We start from the raw sequence: 20776 nt of genomic DNA on the forward strand, positions 1-20776 counted from the left end.
GGAGAAAGGGTAACTAAAAAATGATAACGGTTTAGTTATTCAATTGTAAATAGTTTCTCCGCGATCTGAGCAAACAAAATGATATTCTTACCTCTGTCCCACACTTATCGAATTTCAACACGATAATTCGTTATACTTTGCTCACACTTTTTCGCTACTCGCCATTTTATGTCATTACTTCCCATCGATGCTTATCAAAACGTATTCCACGAACAAATCGCTAATTCTCACCTTGTCGTAGAGGCGGAAACCGGATCAGGTAAATCAACGCGCCTGCCACTTTGGGCTTCTCAGCATGGACGAGTGCTGGTGGTGGAACCAAGACGTATCGCGTGTACGTCATTGGCTAAATACCTCGCACAGCAATCGGGTGAGAAGCTTGGTAGCAAGGTTGGCTATGCGATTAAGCTTGAGTCAGAGTATAACGAGCAAACTAACGTTGTTTTTGTGACTCCCGGTATCGCGCTGCGTTGGTTATCAGAAGACGGATTAGCCAGTTTTGATGTGATTGTGGTGGATGAGTTTCACGAGAGGCGCTGGGACATTGATCTGCTGGTGGCGATTCTGAAACAAAAAGAGAGCCATCGCTTGGTGATCACTTCAGCAACCATTGAGGGTGAGCGCCTTGCTCAGTATTTGGATGCGAATCGCATAAGCTGTGAAGGGCGAACTTATCTAGTTGAGATTGAACACAGAGCGAATGAATCCAGAACACTGCCTGATATCCGACATCTAGGGCAGCGTATCGCGGAAGAAGTGAATCATCAGCTGATCGCTTCTTCTGGCGATATGTTGGTTTTTCTACCGGGTAAAAAAGAGATCGTGCAATGCGAACAAGCCTTGGCGAAAAATCCAGATATCCAAGTCGTTAAATTGCATGCGTCGGTCAGTGATAAAGAGCGAGATTCAGCCTTATCGGGTCGTAATATCAATACTGAAGGTAATGGCCTGAAAAAGGTCATCCTTGCGACCAACGTTGCAGAAACCTCATTAACCATTCCTGACATTGGCGTGGTGATAGATTCAGGATTAGAGAGACGCACCGTTCAGCGTAATGGCAGAACCACACTGATGCTTAAATCCATATCACGAGCGAGTGCCAAACAGCGAGCTGGCCGCGCGGGTAGGGTAATGGATGGCGTTTGCGTGCGTCTATATGGTGAACATGCGGCGTTAGAGTTAGTCACACCGCCTGAATTGCAGCGTGAAGAGCTGACTGAACCTATGTTGGCCGCAGCATGTTGTGGATCTCCGCTTGAGAGCTTGTCCTTCCTTGACCCTATTCCAGAGAAATCACTCAACAGTGCAACTCAAACCTTGCTGACGATGGAAGCGATTAACGCCGACCATCAAATTACCGAGCATGGTAAAAAGCTGTATCCGTTGCCGATTGATGCTTTGTATGCCGATATCGTTACTCGAATCAAAACCAAAGCATTAAAAGAGGCGATGGTTGATCTCACTGCGGCGCTGTCCGTTCCTGCTCGCTTGTATCAGTTACCAAACAATGCAGAACATCTTGAAGCGCTCGCGCAACAAGAGAAGGAAGGGTGTGATTTAAGCCTGTTGATTCAGATTGTGCGCGGTCGAGAATATCCGCATTTAGACATCGACCAACAGGCTCTGAATGAAGCTCAAGGATTGGCGAAGCAAATGCGGGAGGTATTTGAACTTCCTCAGCTAGAAGTCGCGTCACGTTTCCAACGCATTGAATTGCTAAAGACCATTGTGAATCTGCATCCTGAACTGGTGTTTGTGCGCCGACTGAAAAGGAAAGAAGCCTTTGCCAATGGTGTTTTAGAAGTGGTGCTCGGTCGTCAGAACCGTTTCCCTGATAATGCACAAGCGATGTTGGTGTTGGATACTCACAGCTTGCCGGGAAGAGGCGTTAAGCAAACACTGACCTTAGCGACGGTCACGACACCCATTCCTCTTGAGCTTCTCATTGATGCTGAACTAGGAGAGTGGGAGCAAGGCGAAACCGTTGTGAATGATGATGGTGTTTTTACCGAGATGGCATTGGTGTACGCAGGCCGCACGATTACAACCAAACTCGTCGCCGCTGAAGGGCAACTATCGTTAAAACCTATCGTCGACCTTGTGTTAAATGGAGAGCAGCTTCCCGGTTTTGCAAAGGCTCGCACTCAAGAAATCAAACACTGGCAGTTGTATGTGAAACTTGGTCTCGATGAACAAACTAAATACACACCAGAAATTGAGAACATTAACTTTGAGCTATGGTTTATAGAGCAGCTTGAAGTACTAGGTGTTACTGATGTCAGCGAATTGGAAATGTTCGATCATGCAGACATACCGTTCGATGGCATTCCAACTTGGCTCTACTCAGAATTTTCGGAAAAATACCCGTTTGCATTGAGCCTTGCCGACTTGCAACTCGATGTTGAATACTTGCCCGCAAGAAAGCTGATTTACGTCCATTATCAGTCGGGTAGCCGAAAGTTATCGCCAAAACGTTGGGAGCTACCGACATGGTCTGGTTGGCGTATTCAGTTCAAAAAAGCGAGTCGAATAATTGATATTAAATAGATGGATAAGTTTTATCTCTAAAATATTAATCAAATAGATGCATATATGATTTTTCAGTGCTTATTTTGTTACAAGTTTGATTTTTATATTCCTTTTTAACCAATCAAAAGGTCATAAAAGACTATTCTTCTATATCCTATTGCTATAAAGAAAGAGTTGATAGATATTGAGTATATTGTGTTGCCAAAGTGTCGGGGGACATCATGGATAAACAGGAAGAGACGCGTGTAGAGTTCGATTACACAACATTTCTTGGCGCCTCATGCAGTAAAAAATGGACTTTTCTGGAAGCACTCACCACAATTGCGCCAGTGTTCAGTACCGTCTGGCGAGATAGCATTAAAGAGTTGGGCACCCCTGAGGATCGTTTATGGCAGATGGCATTGAAATCAATGTCGACGCGTAAAAGTGATGAGTCGAACATTGTTACCTTACTCAAGCTCGCTAAGCTGGAAGGGATCAATGAGCTCAAAGTGGTGATGCCATATTCACTTGAAGAAGAGCAGATCGAGTATATTGAATCGCGCAGTCATTTAGTGATTGCGGGTAACTCTGGAGAAGAGTTCACGATTAAGCTGTAACTTCAGCTCGCCTATAATCTCTCTCGAGGAATAGTAAAAACGTACACGTAAAAAGGGCCTCAAATATTGAGGCCCTTTTAGTATCTAAAACTTGAGTCTACGAGCTTATTAGCTTTCGAGCTTTTTATTTTGAGATTAAGCGATTAAGCGATTAAGCAATTAGCAATTAAGCGACTAGTCGATTAGACCATAGTCAGCGCGCAGTACATCGATGATCTCTTGCTTAGGATTTTCGCTCAGTACGATCTCCGCACCTGTGATTTTCGCTGCGATATCAAGGTAAGTGCGAGACAGAGACATTAGAGAATCCAGTGGAAGTTCATTGTCACGAGCCAATGCTTCACGTTCTGGCATACGCTCTTTATTCAAAAGAATGTCGGCATCAGGGAAGTAGTTAAGCAAGAACTGACGGAAGCCTTCTTTTGAATTCTCAACGATGTTGCCGTTGTTATATTCCTGAGTATCCCAAATGCGAGATGAATCTGGAGTACCGACTTCGTCCATGTAGATAAGCTTTTCTTTGCCTTGAGCATCGTTGACGTAGCCAAACTCAAATTTGGTATCAACAAAGGTTTGGTCTACTTTTGCTAGCGCTTGGCTGATTACGTTGAAGCCTTCTTTAAGAAGTTTTTCGTAATGCGCGATGTCGCTTGCTTGAGTAAAGTTGAATGCTGCGAAGTTATCTTCGATGTTGTTGCGTGTGATGTTCACATCGTCAGCTTCTGGAACGCCAGGAATACCTTTCAGAATCCCTTTTGTTGAAGGCGTGATCAGTAGCTCAGGCAACTTCTTGTCTTTCTCAAGGCCTTCAGGCATCTCGATACCACAGAATTCACGTTCGCCGTTTGCGTATGCACGCCACATTGAACCAGTGATGTATTGACGACAAATCGCTTCGATCATGACTGGGCGAGCTTTTTGTACAATCCATACGAACGGGTGAGGGATATCAAGAATATGACTGTCAGCAAGTCCGTTGTCTTTAAACAATTTGAACCAGTGGTTAGAGATAGCATTCAGAGCCGCTCCCTTACCTGGAACACCTTTAAGATTCCCTTCACCACGCCAGATACAATCAAATGCAGAGATACGGTCACTGATCACCATGATAGCTAGAGGCGCATCGGGTGCTACGTCGTAGCCTTTCTCTTTAATTAGTCGTTGGCTATCTTCTTCAGTTAACCAGTAGACTGAGCGAACCTTGCCACTGTGGACAGGTTTGTCAGTACGGATTGGTAGGTCATCATTTACGGCAAGAACTTGATCAGCAAGGCTCATTTAGACATTCCTATCTTTTATCAAACGTCATACAGAGAAGTGCGGTGTGCACATGATTAGACGGGCATTATACCCAATCTACTATTTGCTTCCAGAGAAAAAGCAAACGATTGCTAAATCTGTTGTTTAAATAAAAACCCCCGCCTAACAATCCGCTAAAAAATGGGCGAATTGTAGGGCAGGGGAAGGCAGTATGTTTGGACTGTGTTTTGGCGAATTGTTTCTTAAGTTAAATTAAGTTTGTTAGCTAAAAGATTAAGCTATGTTTGTGGACCATGTTTTTGAGCCAAAATGTTATTAAGCCAACATGTTATTAAGCAAGGTGGCTTAGTGAATACGCTCTGAATTTGCATCCATAAAGAAGACTTCACATTGAAAGCGTAACCCTAATGTTCTTAGGTACTGTTGGCTGAACTGATCAATCGATGCACTTGCAACAATCGCGCTCGCATTCTTAGAGCGGATTGCTTTCTCGACAGTCTCTACCTCAGTCATTTGATGAGAGGCTTTCATATGAATAACGCGGTCGCAGCAAACATTATGTTGCTTAAGCTGCTTAGCCGATGGTCTTGGTGTTTGAGCCGTAAACAGTAACCACTGATGTTGATTGGACAGCAACGCCATTCTTGCAAACAACGCTTCCTCGTTTGAATTTTTGCTTTTACGAGAAACTGATGTAAATGCGCAGTGAACTAGCGGGCTAGAGTGTTGTGCTTTAACGTGTGCTTGAATCATTTTGCTGTCCTTATATACATGCTGTATGTGTATACAGTAGTTTTAGTTACTTATAAGATCAAGCGTTTTTTGCGGGATTATTGGACGATTTCGTCTGAGGTTATGGATGGTAAATGATTAAATCATTGAAAGTATTCGATAAATTAAATTTGAATGAATCTGCTGTTTTGTATCATAAGTTGAATAAATGTGAGCTTTATACAGGTGTATACACTGGTTTTTGCAGAAAAGTACTGTATATACCTGTATAGAAGAGAGAACAAAGAACAAAGAAGAAAGAAGAAAGAAGATCTAAAACCACAGGCACAAAAAAAGCGCCTTAGGCGCTTTCTTATATTTCACGGTGTTGCTTATCTCAATGTCGCTTGGGAGAGTTTTGCTCTCATTTCAATTTCACCAATATTGAACTGGCGAACATCAATGGTTGCAATATCATTGCACTCGTTACATGCATGATGACACTTACCATCTAGGTAGTCGTGCTTTTTAACTAGGCTTGGCTTTTTGCACCAATCACAAACGCCTTCTATTGTGAACATATTCTCTCCTCACCTGTTTAAGTCAGGTGTATTTTCGGCGCAAATTATGACACAAGTAAGACCCATTAGTTAATAGTTTGTTACCCGTTTTTGAGAGGGGGATCGATTGCAACACCAATAAAATCGATATCTTTGAGATCTAGGAAAATGAAGATGTGTGTTTGTTTACGGTTTTGTAACATTTTGTAAAATGGTTTTTAGCGCATTGTTCAAACGTTTCATTTCTTCGTCACATCCGTGACCATCTGGATGGTAGATCTTTGATAGCTGTTTGTATCGGATCTTGATGCTTTTCTGGTCGGGGATTGAGCTAGGTGTGTAGCCAAATAGCGCGCAGGCCACCTGCAAATTACTCAGACCTTTGCTGTTTTTCTGCTTCTTCAATTCGTGGAACATAGTGTTCAGCTGGCGTTTTTGCTGCTTAATCGTAAGGTCCTTCGAGCTAAGCTGCGCTTCAAGTGATTGTTGTTGCTGTCGCGAATCACCCGACTTTAGAGCTTGTCTTTTTCTTGAGATAACGAGCGTCGCAATAATGCTGATGATTGAAATCAACACGGCCAACGCAGCACCAATCATATAGTCAGAGCTAGTTAGGTTAGAACTGGAGAGGTTAGAGCGTGATGCTTGGTTAGATTGAACGTGCTTAGATACCCCCTGACTGGTGTCTATTTCAGAGTCGATGCTGTCATCGAGCTGTTCTATTGAAGAGATCTGTTTTGCACGTTGCTGGTTGAATTGTGCTTCCAAAATGCGGTTGTAGCCCTCTTCTGCTTGTGGATTATCTTTTAAGGCTGCTTCATACCATAGCTGCGCTTTATCTAATGGTTGAAGGAGGTCTTGTTCTAGCGAGGATTCGTAGAGTTTTGCTACCTCGATAGGTGCGCGCTGGTTACCTTGCAACGCCGCTTTAATAAACCATTCCAAAGCAAGCTTGTTACTTTGTTCAACACCTGTACCTGCCAAGTACCATTCACCCAGTCTAAATTGCGCGTTTGGGTTGCCGTTTTCTGCTGACTGCGTGTACCAATACAATGCATCACTGGTGCTAACAGGAACGTCGACACCCGATTCATAAGCTTGAGCCAATTGGTATTGAGAAACTGGATCTTGAGGTTGTGATTCTAGTGAAAATTCATCACTGCTTGCTGCGTGCACGAAATGTGTGGTGGACAGTTGAATCGTGGAAAAGATGAGGGCTAGAAATAGTGTTCTAAGAAATGATGATGACAGAATGTTGGATAGGATCAGCAAAAGATAAGTCTCGTAAAAAAGCCCAGAATCGATATGTCAGTATGAATACGCTTTATGGTCGTTGATTATTATTATCACGTTAAATGAGTAACATAACTGATAAACAACTATATAGAGGTTAATTCAATAGATAAAGATGGACTGGGCTTTAATCGTGCTACTTAAGCGGCAAGATTTGAATTTCTACGCGACGGTTACAAGCACGACCTTGAGAGGTGTTATTGTCACATAGAGGGTAGCGCTCACCGTTACCACGAGCAATAGCACGACCTGCAGCAACGTCTTGAGAGATCAAGAATGCACGAACAGATTCAGCTCGACGCTCAGAAAGGATTTGGTTCGTCGATTCGCTGTCAGTGTGACCTTCAATCACTAGGCTAGTGTCTGGGTATTCAACTAGGATGCGAGCAACGCTGCGAAGGGTATTGTGAATGCTTGATTCCAAAGCGTAAGAGCCAGAATCAAAACCGATGCCGTTTTCTAGGCGAAGTAGAAGTTGGTTCTCACCGACACGTTCAACTTGAACGCCTGAATTCATTAGCTCTTCACGAAGGGCAGCTTCTTGTCGGTCAAAGTAGTAACCAATACCACCACCAACAGCGGCGCCACCGGCAGCACCAATAAGTGCACGTTTACCACGGTCTTTAGAGTCACCAGTTGCAGCACCAGCAACGGCACCAGCGAGTGCACCAATTAGAGCGCCTTGAGTTGCAGAGTTAGTCTCAGATTCGCCAGTTGTCGCGTTTTGGCGTTGAGTTGCCTGACAACCCGTTAAAGCGATAGTAAGCGCTAGGGCTAGTGTGATTTTTTTAACGTATTTCTCCATCATGTACTTCTGTCAAACGAATGAATCCGAGTGACAAACATAGTCCTGTAAATCTTATTGATGGTTTTTATCAATACGTCGAAGCAATGTAAAGTGGCTCTATGATTTAGTTATCTTTTTAGCTGCCTGGGTACCGCCAACTGGTCGATTAACAGACAATTTACGACCTTTCTTCAAACCAACTTCATAATCGGCGGTGAGGTTTTTCATCGCTTCTCTCAGTTGCTGCTTGAACGTTTCACGGTCGATATTTTTGAATTCTTTATCAATGTAGTTATTGATCTTGTTGTTTGATTCGTCGTCGGGAGTAATGGTTGGTAGCTTTTCAAGCGCACCTTCAACCCAGCCTGAAACAAACGAGTTCACGCGGCGTGTCACTTCTAAGGACCCTGTGCCAGAGCCAGCAAAGCTATTTCTGAATTGGCCGGTGTGTTCATTCAGTTCACGATAAATGATATCGAAAGCGAACGCTGCGAAGATCGCGCGGTCGGCTTCACCAATGAACTCAACACGCTTGAGGCCTTTATGATTCAGCAATACGGCTTCTACGCCAAATTTGGTGTTGATACCGCGAATAACACGCAGCAGTGTAGAACTGATATTTGCAGGTAACAGGTGACTGGACTGAGTTTTCCCCATCTTGATAAATTCAATATCGTCTTTTTCGAGACCATATTTCAGCATCAAGTTATGCGCCATTTTTATCGCATTGGCAGCTTCATTGACGTTCGCAGAATTTCCAAGCTCAAGACACTTGGCAATTTTCTTTAGGGCTTTTTTCTTATCCATCGACAATTTAATCAGTACCGCAAATTTTTAAAAGTCCAACATTTTACATGTTTTCGCGGGTAACAGAAAGGCAAAACTGGTTTGATGAACAAGGAAGGCGGTGAACATTGAACTGCATGAGCCCAGTTGGCGGTAAAAACAAAAACGCCATCAAGCGTATTGATGGCGTTAGTGACACGTTTTTTCAATATGTCTAGAGCATTCGTAAACTAGATACCCAGTTCATCGAGTAGATCTGCCGCAGAATCATTGCCAGAGCTTTGAGCTGGCTTGTTCGCTTCTTGCATTTTTTTCTGAGTCGCCTCAAGAATGCTATCTGGACATTCGTCTTCTGCGATTTCAAATTCTTCTAATTGAATGAACTCAGTCTTATCCATCGCAAGCTCAAGGTAGAAGATGTTGTTATTAGCGGTAGAGAAGGTCACACGACGAGCTTGTGGACGGTCGAGATTGGTATCAACAGAAAGGTTAACTTGCTTGTTCAGAGCCAGCATTTTCGGTTGGTTTTGTGTGATGTTGGTTTGCAGCTCTTTGCGGATTTTATTGGTGAAATCGCCAACTAATTGGTTCATCAACTCACCCAATACATCACCCACTTCGTCTGAAGTATGAAGCACAGCAAGCTCGTTTTCAGGCATGCCCATATTGCGCATGTAATTGGTGTAGATCTCTAGCGCTGCTTTGGACGTAAAATTAATAACAACGAGACCAGAAAAGCCGCCGTCAAACAGAACGAAGCAACCAAAATCTGGCTTTAGGCTTGTCTTGTTGATCTTTTGAACCATGGCTGAATAGGACACCTGAGAAGCCGTCGCTGAAGTCAGTACGCTTGAGACTGATTGGCATAGTTTAAGAAGGATATCTTCAGTTGTGACTGTTTTGTTTTTTTTCATTGTGATGTGCTCGTGGAGATGTCTTAAACAAAATGTTATTCAGTATATTGTTACTGAATTAAGACTAAAGTGACTATTTCTCCATTCTTGCACTGAGATTCTGATTTGATCACCTTTTTATATGATCTTAATAGTAGTAAAGTGACGAAATTCAAAGAAAATTATTAAAAATCTCAGATAACCCAATGCTGATAGGATCAGCGAAGTAGGGGCAGGAAGCAAATGTTACCAAGACTTCAACTCAATGCTGATGTCGATCCAGTTGTTGTACGCTTTTTAGATGAACTAAAAACAGCGGGCTTTACTGGCGACATTGAATCTCAATATTCTAGCCGTTTGGCTGTGGCGACTGATAATAGTGTCTATCAGCAATTGCCGCAGGCGGTCATCCTTCCTAAAACAACGCAAGACGTTGTGCTTATCGGTAAAGTGGTTTCTAAATCCGCTTACGAACGCGTGACTTTTTCCCCTCGTGGCGGCGGTACCGGAACCAACGGACAATCTTTAACAAAAGGTGTCGTGGTTGACCTGTCGCGATACATGAATAAGGTTCTTGAGATTAACGAGAAAGAGGGCTGGGTAAGAGTTCAGTCTGGTGTCGTTAAAGATCAATTGAACGACGCTGTTCGCCCTTATGGTTACTTTTTTTCTCCAGACCTTTCTACCAGTAACCGAGCAACCTTGGGTGGCATGATCAATACCGATGCTTCGGGCCAAGGGTCATTGAAGTACGGCAAAACGTCTGACCATGTATTGTCGCTGCAAGCGGTGTTCGCAGATGGTTCATGTCTAGAATCTGATTTATCACACGGCTTACCTGTAGAGGGTGAATTCGCTCACCATGCACTTGCGGTGACAGAGGCGGTTTGTCGAGACAAACGCGCTCAAATCTTAGATAAATTCCCTCCGCTGAATCGCTTCTTAACAGGCTATGACCTAAAGAATGCAATCAACGAACAAGATGACAGCTTTGACCTAACTCGCGTTCTATGTGGCGCTGAAGGTTCTTTAGCATTCATCACGGAAGCAAAGTTAAACCTAACCAAGATTCCAAAAGCGCGCACACTGGTTAACGTGAAATACAACACGTTTGATTCTGCGCTGCGTAATGCGCCGTTCATGGTGGAAGCGAAAGCACTGTCTGTTGAAACGGTAGATTCAAGAGTATTGAACCTAGCGAAGCAAGACATCGTTTGGCACACCGTGAGCGATTTGCTGACTGATGTTCCGAACAAAGAGATGCTTGGCATCAACATGGTTGAGTTTGCAGGCCAAGATGAAGCGGAAGTTGAACAGCAAGTTCAAGCGCTGACTGCACGCCTTGAAACCATGGTTGAAAGCGAAGAAGCCGGCGTGATTGGTTTTCAAGTTTGTAGCGATTTGGCGAGCATTGGCCGAATCTACAACATGCGTAAGAAAGCAGTGGGTCTGTTAGGTGCGGCGAAAGGCCGAGCTAAGCCAGTCGCTTTTGCTGAAGATACTTGTGTACCACCAGAAAACCTCGCGGATTTCATCTCTGAATTTAGAGTGTTACTCGATTCAAAAGAGTTGAATTACGGCATGTTTGGTCACGTTGACGCGGGCGTATTACACGTTCGTCCAGCATTGGAACTGTGTGACCCGATGCAAGAAGCATTGATGCATGAAGTCTCTGATGAAGTGGTTAAGCTGGTGGCGAAATACGGCGGTTTAATGTGGGGCGAGCACGGTAAAGGTTTCCGTTCTGAGTATGGCCCAGACTTCTTTGGTGAAGAGCTGTTTACCGAATTAAGACGTATTAAAGCAGCATTCGACCCGCACAACAAGATGAACCCAGGCAAGATCTGTACGCCTTTAGAAAGTGACGCTGAATTGGTGAAAGTCACCGATACCAAGCGTGGTTTCTACGACCGTCAGATCGACGTACAAGTTCGTGACAGCTTCAAGCAAGCAATGGAATGTAACGGTAACGGCTTGTGTTTCAACTACGATACTAGCTCGCCAATGTGTCCTTCAATGAAAGTTACGGCTGACCGACGTCACTCACCCAAAGGCCGCGCAGGCTTGGTAAGAGAGTGGTTGCGTCAACTGACTGAACAAGGCGTTGATATTCTCGACCTTGAGCAAGAAGCGTTGAAAGACAACACACCCGTTAAGACTATGATTGAGCGTGTTCGCAATACGATGAACAAACGCCATGAGTACGATTTCTCGCATGAAGTTCATGAGGCGATGAACGGTTGTTTGGCGTGTAAAGCGTGTGCGAGTCAATGTCCGATCAAAGTCGATGTACCAAGTTTCCGTTCTCGATTCTTGAACATCTACTACTCGCGTTACCAGCGCCCTGCAAAAGATTATCTAGTTGCCAACATTGAAACCATGCTGCCGCTGATGGCGAAAGCGCCAAAAGTAGTCAACGCTGCATTGGGTCAAAAGTGGATCCAAACGGCAACAGCTAAAACGGTCGGTTATGTTGATGCACCATTGATGTCGGTGCCTACGCTCAAAAATCGTCTAGCGAGTAAAGAGCTGCAACTCTTCGATTTACAGTATTTAGAAGGCTTGTCTTCTGAACAGAAGAAACAGCATGTGCTGATCGTTCAAGACCCGTTTACCAGCTTCTATGATGCCGAGGTGATTGAAGACTTTGTCACTCTGGCTCAAAAACTTGGCAAAACTCCGGTACTGCTGCCGTTCAAACCGAATGGTAAAGCGTTGCACATCAAGGGCTTCTTAAATCGTTTTGCACGTGAGGCGAAATCGACTTCGGATTTCTTGTCGATGGTGGCGGATATCGGAATTCCTTTGGTCGGTGTTGATCCTGCTCTTGTGCTTTGTTACCGCGATGAATACGTCGAGATCTTAGGTGACAAGCGCGGCGACTTTGATGTACTTACTGTGCATGAATGGTTAATGCCATCGCTAGGTGAGTTCGAAGCACGCTCAGCAAGTGAAGATATGTGGTACTTGTTTGCTCACTGTACTGAGAAAACCAAAATGCCGAACGCTGAAAAAGAGTGGGGTACTATCTTCAAACACTTTGGGGCGGCGTTAACCAGCGTTCCTGTCGGCTGTTGTGGTATGGCGGGAACTTTCGGCCACGAAGTCGATAAGCTACAAATGTCGAAAGACATATATGGTTTAAGCTGGAAGCCTCAAATGCAGGACTTACCAAAAGATCGTTGCTTGGTGACGGGCTATTCTTGCCGCAGCCAAGTGAAGCGTTTTGAAGGTGAGAAGCTTGCTCACCCATTACAGGCGCTAGCAAAAATTCTCTAATACATTTAGCCCAGCAATTGCTGGGCTTTTTTCTAAACTAACAAAGGAATGTTAATAAGGAAAAGTATGAAATTTCTAGAATTAAAAGTACCACCAGTTGCACTGTTCATTATTGTATTCGTAGCATCATACTTCTGCGCTCAACAGTTGAGCCAAGGGACACTGGCATTGCCTTATGGAATGATTGTGTTAGGAATCGGAGTCACATTGAGTGGTGTGATCGGAATATCCGGCATATTGGAATTTCGAAAACAGAAAACCACCGTTAACCCGATCAAAGTAGAAACCGCTTCAGCCGTCGTGGACAGTGGAATTTTTGGCTACACGCGAAACCCAATGTACTTAGGGTTGTTCATCCTGCTATTTTGCTTTGGCTACTTCTTCCAGAATATCTTCAGTGTACTACTTAGCTTTGGCTTCGTAATCTACATGAATTACTTCCAAATCAAACCCGAAGAGCGAGCACTAGAACAATTATTCGGCGCAGAATATGTTGATTACAAACAAAAGGTTAGACGCTGGATTTAGTGATGATTTGAGTGCTGGCTTAGTAATCGAAATAAAAAAGCCCAGCTTGAGATTATCAAGCTGGGCTTTATTGATCTTGTTCTAGAGCTGATTAAGCAGCGGCTGTGAACTGAGCTAGAAACATCTCTTTGCGTTCGTTGAAGCGGTTTACTAGGTCGTCTACAGAAGCTTGGTCGTATGGCTTAAGGCCACTTGCTACCATACGCTTCACGCCTTTACCTACTACTTCGCCGTCTTCTTTGAAATCGAAGTTCAGGGTCACGATGCCACGTTTGCCTTCAACATCAAAAGTCGCGCCAGAGAATTCAACTTCTGGGTGAGACAGGTCTAGGCGAGTAAATTCAACTTCCATGCTCTCGTAAATCACTAGAGGACGTTGGCAGTTGATCATCATTTGTTGTTCTTCCATAAGAGGAACCATGATGTGTGGGAAGTTCATGCCAGAGAACTTAACGTAGTTTGTTACCACGTGCTCGATGAATGCTTGGTCGTGGCTCTTTTCACCTTCACAAGACATGTGTAGGTACTCTTTGCCTTTCTCGTCAACCAGTGAGCTTTCTTTCTCACATTTGTTGTCAACGCTAAGCGCAATACCGTTACCCACCATACCTGAAAAATCAAAACGCATTTTTTGGCTGATGCCTTCTTTCTGCAGAAGAACTGCAAACAAAAGATCGCCAGGCACGCAGAAGCGCTTGTTGTCTTCATCGTGAATTGGGTTGAAGTCAGCAGCTACTTTTTTAGCAAAGTGGCTAGCTTGTTCACGAGTGAATTGAAATTGATTGTCTTCAGTAGAAAAGTAAGGTGTCAGAAACATAGTATCGCTATTAGTCATCAAATCTGGGGTGGATTATAGCTAACTAACTTCGTTCTAATGGTCTATCCAGTTAACTTTGCTTATATATCAGTCGATTAGATAAATACGTTGGATGGTATGTGACGATTTTGAGGGGAATAGGGGCTTGGATTCAATGCAACAAGGGCTAATCAATAGCCCCTGTTTATATGACGTGCTATTTCGCCAAACCTTAGAAGCTACACAGTAGGCCTTCTGGCATTAGATGGTTATGCACTGATAATTTGAGCAGTAGATTTGCTTGCTCGATATCAGGTGAGAAGTAACGGTCTTTGTCGTAGAAGCTGACTTTCTCGCGCAGTATCTGTTTTGCTTCTTCTACTCGAGGAGAAGAGAGATTTGGTGCTCTAAAATCCAAGCCTTGTGCTGCTGCTAAGTATTCAACAGCCAAGATGCCACGGGTGTTTTCTGCCATGTCACGCAGTCGACGACCCGCAAAGGTTGCCATAGATACATGATCTTCTTGGTTTGCCGATGTTGGAAGGCTGTCTACTGATGCTGGGTGTGCCAGTGTTTTATTCTCGCTTGCCAGAGCAGCAGAGGTTACTTGAGCAATCATAAAGCCTGAATTAACGCCGCCGTTATCGACCAAGAAAGGTGGAAGTTTGCTTAGTGCGCTATCAATCAGCAGTGCCATTCTTCGTTCAGAAAGGCTACCAATTTCTGCAATCGCAAGTGCTAGGTTATCCGCTGCCATTGCCACAGGTTCTGCGTGGAAGTTACCACCTGAAATAATGTCGCCGTCTTCAGCAAATACCAGTGGGTTATCCGATACCGAGTTCGCTTCAACGTTTAACGTTTCTGCTGAATTACGAATTTGCTGTAAACAGGCACCCATCACTTGAGGCTGACAGCGCAACGAGTAAGGGTCTTGAACCTTTTCACAGCAAGTGTGTGATTCACCAATCTCACTCTTTTGATCAAGCATATGGCGATAAGCAAGCGCGGCATCCATTTGACCACGATGACCACGAACGCGATGAATTCGAGGGTCAAACGGACGACGACTACCCAGCGCTGCTTCTACAGACATCGCGCCACATACGGTTGCAGACGCGAATAAGTCTTCAGCTGCAAACAGACCTTCTAATGCAAAGGCAGTCGATGCTTGTGTGCCGTTTAACAGAGCTAAGCCTTCTTTCGGAGCAAGTGTGATTGGCTCCAAGCCAGCGATCTGCATTGCTTCTAAGCCAGTGATGATTTTGCCGTTGTGGCGCGCTTGGCCTTCACCTAGAAGTACCGTACTCATGTGGGCGAGGGGAGCAAGATCTCCTGAAGCACCCACAGATCCTTTTTGTGGAACACACGGATAAACCTGTGCGTTCACAAGATCGATAAGAGCGTTAATCACCTTGAGTCGGATACCCGAGTAACCACGAGACAAGCTGTTAATCTTTAACACCATCATCAAGCGCACGGTTTCATCAGACATGAATTTACCAATGCCGGCCGCGTGAGAAAGCACGATACTTTTCTGTAGTACTTCTAAATCTTCAGGCGCAATTTTGGTATTTGCCAATAAGCCAAAACCCGTATTGATGCCATACACAGTGCGATCTTCAGCAATCACTTGTTCTACAACGTGCATGCTCGCTTCAATATCAGGAATCGCTGCTGGATCGAGTGATAAGTTTACAGGGCTACGGCTGATTTTTCGAAGTTCAGGCAGGCCTAGAAGTCCTGGTTTAAGTAATAAATTCAACATGTTCTCTCCAGAAGTTAAAGGCGACGAAGTTCTTCGTTTAGCATAGGTAAATCAAGCTTCTGCTCTTTAGCACACTGCTTGGCAATATCGTAACCCGCATCAGCATGACGCATAACGCCTGTTGCTGGGTCATTGTGAAGTACGCGAGCAATACGCTGTGATGCATCTTCACTGCCGTCACAACAAATCACCATGCCTGAGTGTTGCGAGAAGCCCATACCAACGCCACCACCGTGGTGCAAAGAAACCCAAGTTGCGCCGCCCGCTGTGTTCAGAAGGGCATTCAATAGAGGCCAATCTGATACGGCATCTGATCCATCCATCATGCCTTCTGTTTCGCGGTTCGGGCTTGCTACTGAACCTGAATCTAGGTGGTCACGACCGATAACAACTGGTGCTTTCAGTTCGCCATTTTTCACCATTTCATTGAATGCTTGGCCTAAGCGTTCACGATCTTTCAAGCCAACCCAACAAATACGCGCTGGCAGGCCTTGGAACTGAATGCGTTCACGCGCCATATCTAGCCAGTTATGTAGATGTGGGTTGTCTGGAATCAGTTCTTTTACTTTTTGGTCTGTTTTGTAGATGTCTTCTGGGTCACCAGATAGTGCCGCCCAACGGAAAGGACCAATACCTTCGCAGAATAAAGGTCGAATATAAGCCGGAACGAAACCTGGGAAATCAAACGCGTTTTCTACGCCTTCTTCCAGTGCCATTTGGCGAATGTTATTACCGTAATCCACGGTCGCTGCGCCGCGGTATTGCAGGTCTAACATCGCTTGTACTTGAATCGCCATAGATTGCTTAGCGGCTTTCACCACTTTTGCTTCATCAATGGAGCGCTCTTGTGCGGCTTTCTCCATCGTCCAACCTTGCGGCAAGTAGCCGTTAAGAGGATCGTGGGCAGAGGTTTGGTCAGTCACCACATCAGGTGTGATATTGCGTTCAACTAACTCTGGGAAGACGTCTGCGGCGTTACCTAATAAGCCAACAGAGATTGGCGTGTCTGACTCTTTAATCATTGCCATCGCTTCATCTAAGCTGGTGGCTTTTTTGTCTACATAGCCAGTACGCAAGCGGTAGTCGATTCGTGATTCATCACACTCCACTGCGATCATTGAGAAGCCAGCCATCGTTGCAGCAAGAGGTTGAGCGCCGCCCATTCCACCAAGACCGCCCGTTAGAACCCACTTGCCGTTTGCTTCACCTTGGAAGTGCTTCTTCGCGATAGCGACAAAGGTTTCGTAAGTACCTTGAACGATGCCTTGTGAACCAATGTAGATCCAGCTGCCCGCGGTCATTTGGCCGTACATCATCAAGCCTTCTTTATCGAGCTCGTTGAAGTGTTCCCAGTTCGCCCAGTGTGGAACAAGGTTCGAGTTAGCGATCAGTACGCGAGGTGCGTTTTTATGAGTCGGGAACACGCCCACAGGTTTACCGGATTGAACAAGTAACGTTTGGTCGTCCTCTAAACGCTCTAATACTTCAACAATTTTGTCATAACATTTCCAATCACGTGCCGCGCGACCAATACCGCCATACACAACCAGTGCATGTGGGTGTTCTGCCACATCAGGGTCTAGGTTGTTCATCAGCATACGCAGTGGTGCTTCTGTTAACCAAGATTTAGCGCGCAAAGTGGTGCCGTGAGGTGCGCGAATTTCGCGAGTCGTGTCGAGACGAGGGTCACTGTTGTGGTGTTCCGTCATTTTGGAATTCCTTCTGTTTCACGTTATATCGTTGTAGTTGTAGTTGTAGTTGTAGTTGTAGTTGTAGTTGTAGTTATCGGTATAGCTGGATTAGTCGCTGGCCATTGCACTGGCAATATCCCAACATAAACGAGCCGCTAATCGAGCCGTTTGGCCATCGACGTCGTAGTTTGGGTTGTATTCCGCTATGTCCGCGATAATGAGTTTTTCACTGTGTTGGAAAATCTGTTCTAGAAAAGGAGCAAGCGCTTCATAGCTCACGCCTCTTGCCGCTGGTGCACTTACGCCCGGCGCAGTAGCTGCGGGGAAAACATCGAGATCAATGGTGAGATAGAGATAATCACACTCAACGATGAATTTTTGTAACTTGATCAGTTGAGCGACTTGATTCACTTGGGTCATGTTGCGGTCGTGTTCATACCACACGCCCAGTTGGTCAGCTTTGTTAAACAGCGCTTTGGTATTGCTGGCGGCACTCACACCAAGACAAGCGTAATGAAACGGCCATTGATGTGCGTGGCAGTAATCACTGATCTGGTTAAAAGGCGTGCCGGAGCTCGGTTTAACATCGGTGATGTCGCTTTCAAATTCACGAAGATCAAAGTGAGCATCAAAATTAACGATGCCGATCTTAGGATTGTGTTCTGATTGAATTTTATTTAGGTGCTCAGCGAGACCTTGGAACGTTGCCCAAGCCACCTCGTGACCACCGCCAAGGGTAATCACTTTGTTGGTTGCTAAGGCATTGGCAATCACAGAAGCACACTGTTTTTGGCTGACTTCTAATTGACCATCATTGCACTCGATATCACCAAGATCGGCGATGTGTGCGTCACTGTGCCAAGCCATATTCGCCAACGCTTGGCGTATCAAGTTAGGTGCTTGTTTCGCGCCCACGCGTCCTTTATTTCTTGCAACACCGGCATCGCTGGCAAAGCCTACCAAGGCGATATCACCGTCAGTCAGCTTGTCACTTAACTCACTACTTTGCACTTGCTTGGTAATGTGATGAACGCGAGTACCGAGTGCGACATCTTCAAGATCATTACGTCCGGTCCACACAAAGTTATGCACGGTTGTTGCGTTCTCTTGGATACCGTTGGATTTAGATTGAGTCATGACACACCTCGCCATTAACAATGCGTTTATGCAGGTGAGGAACACCGACTTGATAGCTTAGATCTGCAGGGTGGTCGATGTTCCAGATAGCCAAATCTGCGGCATAACCGATTTCGACTTTGCCTTTGGTTTGTGACTTACCAATGGCAGCCGCCGCGTTACAAGTTACACCGCGTAGCGCTTCTTCAGGCGTCGTACCAAACAGGGTGCAGCTCATGTTCATCATCAGCGTTAAGTCTGCAAAGGGAGATGTGCCGGGGTTTAGGTCGGTCGCGATCGCCATTGGGATTTTGTGTTCACGAAGTAAAGCAATAGGTGGCTGTTGAGTCTCTTTCAGGAAGTAGAAAGCACCGGGTAGCAAGGTGGCAACTGTGCCTGATTCTGCCAGTGCTTTTACTCCGGTTTCATCAAGGTATTCAACATGGTCAACAGAGAGTGCGCCGTATTTAGCTGCAAGCGCGCTGCCACCCATATTCGAAAGTTGTTCAGTGTGGCCTTTAATCGCGAGGCCATGTGCTTTGGCTGCTGCAAATACACGTTCGGTTTGTTCTAGGTTGAAGCCGATAGATTCGCAAAACACGTCAACTGCATCGGCGAGCCCTTGCTCTGCAGCTTTAGGAATGATCTCTTGGCAAACCAGATCGATATAGCTGTCCGGTTGCTCTTTGTATTCGGGTGGCACAGCATGCGCTGCAAGGAGAGTAGTGGTGATCTTAATTCGGCGATGATTCTCTAAAGCTTTGGCTGCGCGTAACATTTTGAGTTCATCATCAAGTGTTAAACCATAGCCAGATTTTACTTCGATGCTGGTTACGCCACTTCTTAGTAGGCCATCGAGTCTAGGTAGTGCCATTTCAACCAGTTCAGACTCTTGCGCTGCGCGTGTTGCAGTGACTGTCGCAAGAATCCCGCCGCCTTGTTTGGCGATGTCGGTGTAAGAGATACCATTCAAACGCTGTTCAAATTCGTTGGCGCGATTGCCTGCAAATACGAGGTGAGTGTGGCAATCAATAAGACCTGGGGTAACGAGCTTGTTTTTGCAGTCATAGGTGACGTAATCCAAAGAACCATCAACACGTACTTGTTCTAACTCAGAAGCAAGTGCGCCTTGGTTTGAACAAGAGATGGACACGATTTTACCGCTTTCGATAACGATATCTTGAGGGGAAGAGGGCTGATAACCGTCGACTCCCGAGCTCATGGAGACCACTCGTGCATTTTTGAGGATCAAATTCATAATCACCTAGATCTTTGCTAAACATTAAATGTATATACAAATAAATAGGCTAAACGCTGACCCGAATCAAGTCGATGTTGCAAAAATGTGATCGGCGATCAGGATGATGTTCTTTAATTTAGAAGTATCTTGGAGCTTAATTTGTACTTAGAACCAGGATGGTAGAGCAATGCAAAGCTGATGAGGCGTTCTTTGCTCCATGTTCTTCTATTCAAAAGAAGGCAAGGTTCTGATTCAGATAGCTTTAGTGACGTTCTGATTTGAGAATCTGGAATAATGGCTTCAACCGTGTGCTCGATAGCACTTAACGGGCAGCTTTTTGAAAGGTATTCGTTGGGCGTAGAGGTTGAAAAGTCTTGCTCTAGGTATTTTGGAGCGGCTTGAGAGTTCACCCAGCGCGCTTCCAATTGAATCGGTGCGTTGTCCGCAAAGTGTATGATTTCACTATAGAACACTTCTGCGTTAATCATCACACCTAACCGTGTAGCCGTGCTTTCATCAGCCTTGATACTATCGTGCTTGATAACTTGGCTAGTATACGTTTGGCCTCGGTCTTTGATCTCTTGCGCTATGTTGTTGATATCAAGCAACGGAGATTGCGCTTTTTCGTCGGGTTCACAAACAAAAGTCCCCAGTCTTGGTTTCCTGATGAGCTTGCCTTCAGACACAAGATCTCGAATGGCTTTATTGACCGTCATTCGACTCACATTGAACTGCTCGGTAAGTTCGAGTTCTGTGGTGATTTGGTAACCCACCGGCCAATGACCACTGCTGATCTTGTCATCTATGAACTGTTTTATCTGAAGGTAGAGCGGTGCTTTCGACATAATGAAACCTTATTTGACTATACAAATAGAGTAACGGAATTTTTCACGATTTCAACATTTCCTCGGGCAATGTGACCTTATTCAACATAGATGGGGCA

Annotated in this window: 16 protein-coding genes and 2 pseudogenes; 4 read left to right on the forward strand and 14 right to left on the reverse strand. The window is 45.0% G+C overall.

Annotation, left to right across the window (positions count from 1 at the left end; all coding sequences use genetic code 11):
• Positions 1–168 precede the first annotated feature (168 nt).
• Both AB4507_RS18800 and AB4507_RS18805 read left to right on the forward strand, forming a co-directional pair.
• Complete coding sequence (locus AB4507_RS18800) at positions 169–2547, forward strand: helicase-related protein (protein ID WP_372183082.1); 2379 nt, start codon at positions 169–171, stop codon at positions 2545–2547.
• A 203-nt stretch (positions 2548–2750) separates the two neighbouring features.
• A complete protein-coding gene (locus AB4507_RS18805) occupies positions 2751–3128 on the forward strand; it encodes a hypothetical protein (protein WP_017059766.1) in 378 nt (125 codons plus the stop codon).
• 174 nt (positions 3129–3302) lie between these two features.
• Here the strand turns inward: AB4507_RS18805 and AB4507_RS18810 are convergent, their stop codons facing one another.
• The 8 genes and pseudogenes from AB4507_RS18810 to AB4507_RS18845 all read right to left on the reverse strand — a co-directional run bounded on the left by AB4507_RS18810 (position 3303) and on the right by AB4507_RS18845 (position 9439).
• Complete coding sequence (locus AB4507_RS18810; RefSeq protein WP_017055177.1) at positions 3303–4406, reverse strand: phosphoribosylaminoimidazolesuccinocarboxamide synthase; 1104 nt, start codon at positions 4404–4406, stop codon at positions 3303–3305.
• Positions 4407–4733: 327 nt separating this feature from the next.
• The gene (locus tag AB4507_RS18815; RefSeq protein ID WP_017055178.1) at positions 4734–5141 is read right to left on the reverse strand and encodes a SulA-like leucine-rich domain-containing protein; all 408 of its coding nucleotides are present in this window, start codon (positions 5139–5141) and stop codon (positions 4734–4736) included.
• A gap of 350 nt (positions 5142–5491) precedes the next feature.
• Positions 5492–5680, reverse strand: coding sequence for a hypothetical protein (locus AB4507_RS18820; RefSeq protein WP_017070242.1), 189 nt, complete (start codon positions 5678–5680; stop codon positions 5492–5494).
• 165 nt (positions 5681–5845) lie between these two features.
• Positions 5846–6283, reverse strand: a pseudogene (locus AB4507_RS18825) (hypothetical protein); the annotation flags it as partial.
• A gap of 80 nt (positions 6284–6363) precedes the next feature.
• A pseudogene (locus AB4507_RS18830) lies at positions 6364–6931 on the reverse strand (tetratricopeptide repeat protein); the annotation flags it as partial.
• A gap of 157 nt (positions 6932–7088) precedes the next feature.
• Entirely contained in the window at positions 7089–7757 is a 669-nt protein-coding gene (locus AB4507_RS18835) for an OmpA family protein (RefSeq protein WP_372134003.1), read from the reverse strand.
• 99 nt (positions 7758–7856) lie between these two features.
• The gene (locus AB4507_RS18840) at positions 7857–8546 is read right to left on the reverse strand and encodes a DUF2786 domain-containing protein (RefSeq protein WP_017059769.1); all 690 of its coding nucleotides are present in this window, start codon (positions 8544–8546) and stop codon (positions 7857–7859) included.
• Between the two features lie 209 nt (positions 8547–8755).
• Positions 8756–9439 carry a DUF3334 family protein gene (locus tag AB4507_RS18845; RefSeq protein WP_017059770.1) on the reverse strand — a complete coding sequence of 228 codons (684 nt, stop codon included), beginning with the start codon at positions 9437–9439 and terminating at the stop codon, positions 8756–8758.
• A 222-nt stretch (positions 9440–9661) separates the two neighbouring features.
• Between AB4507_RS18845 and AB4507_RS18850 the strand changes: the two genes are divergently transcribed.
• Both AB4507_RS18850 and AB4507_RS18855 read left to right on the forward strand, forming a co-directional pair.
• Entirely contained in the window at positions 9662–12697 is a 3036-nt protein-coding gene (locus tag AB4507_RS18850) for an FAD-binding and (Fe-S)-binding domain-containing protein (protein WP_372183083.1), read from the forward strand.
• A 66-nt stretch (positions 12698–12763) separates the two neighbouring features.
• Positions 12764–13225 (forward strand): isoprenylcysteine carboxylmethyltransferase family protein, encoded by a 462-nt coding sequence (locus AB4507_RS18855; RefSeq protein WP_017066183.1) that lies wholly within the window; start codon positions 12764–12766, stop codon positions 13223–13225.
• Positions 13226–13316: 91 nt separating this feature from the next.
• Here AB4507_RS18855 and AB4507_RS18860 read toward each other — a convergent pair whose 3' ends face one another.
• The 6 genes from AB4507_RS18860 to hutC all read right to left on the reverse strand — a co-directional run bounded on the left by AB4507_RS18860 (position 13317) and on the right by hutC (position 20678).
• Complete coding sequence (locus AB4507_RS18860) at positions 13317–14042, reverse strand: DUF3581 domain-containing protein (RefSeq protein WP_016792117.1); 726 nt, start codon at positions 14040–14042, stop codon at positions 13317–13319.
• Between the two features lie 211 nt (positions 14043–14253).
• A complete protein-coding gene (gene hutH / locus AB4507_RS18865; protein ID WP_102320505.1) occupies positions 14254–15786 on the reverse strand; it encodes a histidine ammonia-lyase in 1533 nt (510 codons plus the stop codon).
• A gap of 14 nt (positions 15787–15800) precedes the next feature.
• Positions 15801–17495: a urocanate hydratase gene (gene hutU, locus AB4507_RS18870; RefSeq protein WP_017063597.1), complete on the reverse strand. Its 1695-nt coding sequence runs from the start codon at positions 17493–17495 to the stop codon at positions 15801–15803.
• A 90-nt stretch (positions 17496–17585) separates the two neighbouring features.
• On the reverse strand, positions 17586–18614 hold the full coding sequence (gene hutG / locus AB4507_RS18875; protein WP_372170524.1) for a formimidoylglutamase: 1029 nt from the start codon (positions 18612–18614) through the stop codon (positions 17586–17588).
• Positions 18601–19851, reverse strand: coding sequence for an imidazolonepropionase (hutI, locus tag AB4507_RS18880; RefSeq protein ID WP_372170527.1), 1251 nt, complete (start codon positions 19849–19851; stop codon positions 18601–18603). Before hutI ends, hutG begins: the two co-directional genes overlap by 14 nt.
• Before the next feature lie 113 nt (positions 19852–19964).
• Entirely contained in the window at positions 19965–20678 is a 714-nt protein-coding gene (gene hutC, locus AB4507_RS18885; protein WP_102501283.1) for a histidine utilization repressor, read from the reverse strand.
• Positions 20679–20776: the final 98 nt, after the last annotated feature.

The sequence above is a fragment of the Vibrio sp. 10N.222.54.A3 genome (assembly GCF_041474095.1).
In the GTDB taxonomy this organism is placed as follows: domain Bacteria; phylum Pseudomonadota; class Gammaproteobacteria; order Enterobacterales; family Vibrionaceae; genus Vibrio; species Vibrio crassostreae_C.

Coding starts and splice junctions, on each gene's coding strand:
- AB4507_RS18800 (WP_372183082.1), top strand. CDS start 169: ATGTCATTACTTCCCATCGATGCTTATCAAAACGTATTCCACGAACAA.
- AB4507_RS18805 (WP_017059766.1), top strand. CDS start 2,751: ATGGATAAACAGGAAGAGACGCGTGTAGAGTTCGATTACACAACATTT.
- AB4507_RS18810 (WP_017055177.1), bottom strand. CDS start 4,406: ATGAGCCTTGCTGATCAAGTTCTTGCCGTAAATGATGACCTACCAATC.
- AB4507_RS18815 (WP_017055178.1), bottom strand. CDS start 5,141: ATGATTCAAGCACACGTTAAAGCACAACACTCTAGCCCGCTAGTTCAC.
- AB4507_RS18820 (WP_017070242.1), bottom strand. CDS start 5,680: ATGTTCACAATAGAAGGCGTTTGTGATTGGTGCAAAAAGCCAAGCCTA.
- AB4507_RS18835 (WP_372134003.1), bottom strand. CDS start 7,757: ATGGAGAAATACGTTAAAAAAATCACACTAGCCCTAGCGCTTACTATC.
- AB4507_RS18840 (WP_017059769.1), bottom strand. CDS start 8,546: ATGGATAAGAAAAAAGCCCTAAAGAAAATTGCCAAGTGTCTTGAGCTT.
- AB4507_RS18845 (WP_017059770.1), bottom strand. CDS start 9,439: ATGAAAAAAAACAAAACAGTCACAACTGAAGATATCCTTCTTAAACTA.
- AB4507_RS18850 (WP_372183083.1), top strand. CDS start 9,662: ATGTTACCAAGACTTCAACTCAATGCTGATGTCGATCCAGTTGTTGTA.
- AB4507_RS18855 (WP_017066183.1), top strand. CDS start 12,764: ATGAAATTTCTAGAATTAAAAGTACCACCAGTTGCACTGTTCATTATT.
- AB4507_RS18860 (WP_016792117.1), bottom strand. CDS start 14,042: ATGTTTCTGACACCTTACTTTTCTACTGAAGACAATCAATTTCAATTC.
- hutH (WP_102320505.1), bottom strand. CDS start 15,786: ATGTTGAATTTATTACTTAAACCAGGACTTCTAGGCCTGCCTGAACTT.
- hutU (WP_017063597.1), bottom strand. CDS start 17,495: ATGACGGAACACCACAACAGTGACCCTCGTCTCGACACGACTCGCGAA.
- hutG (WP_372170524.1), bottom strand. CDS start 18,614: ATGACTCAATCTAAATCCAACGGTATCCAAGAGAACGCAACAACCGTG.
- hutI (WP_372170527.1), bottom strand. CDS start 19,851: ATGAATTTGATCCTCAAAAATGCACGAGTGGTCTCCATGAGCTCGGGA.
- hutC (WP_102501283.1), bottom strand. CDS start 20,678: ATGTCGAAAGCACCGCTCTACCTTCAGATAAAACAGTTCATAGATGAC.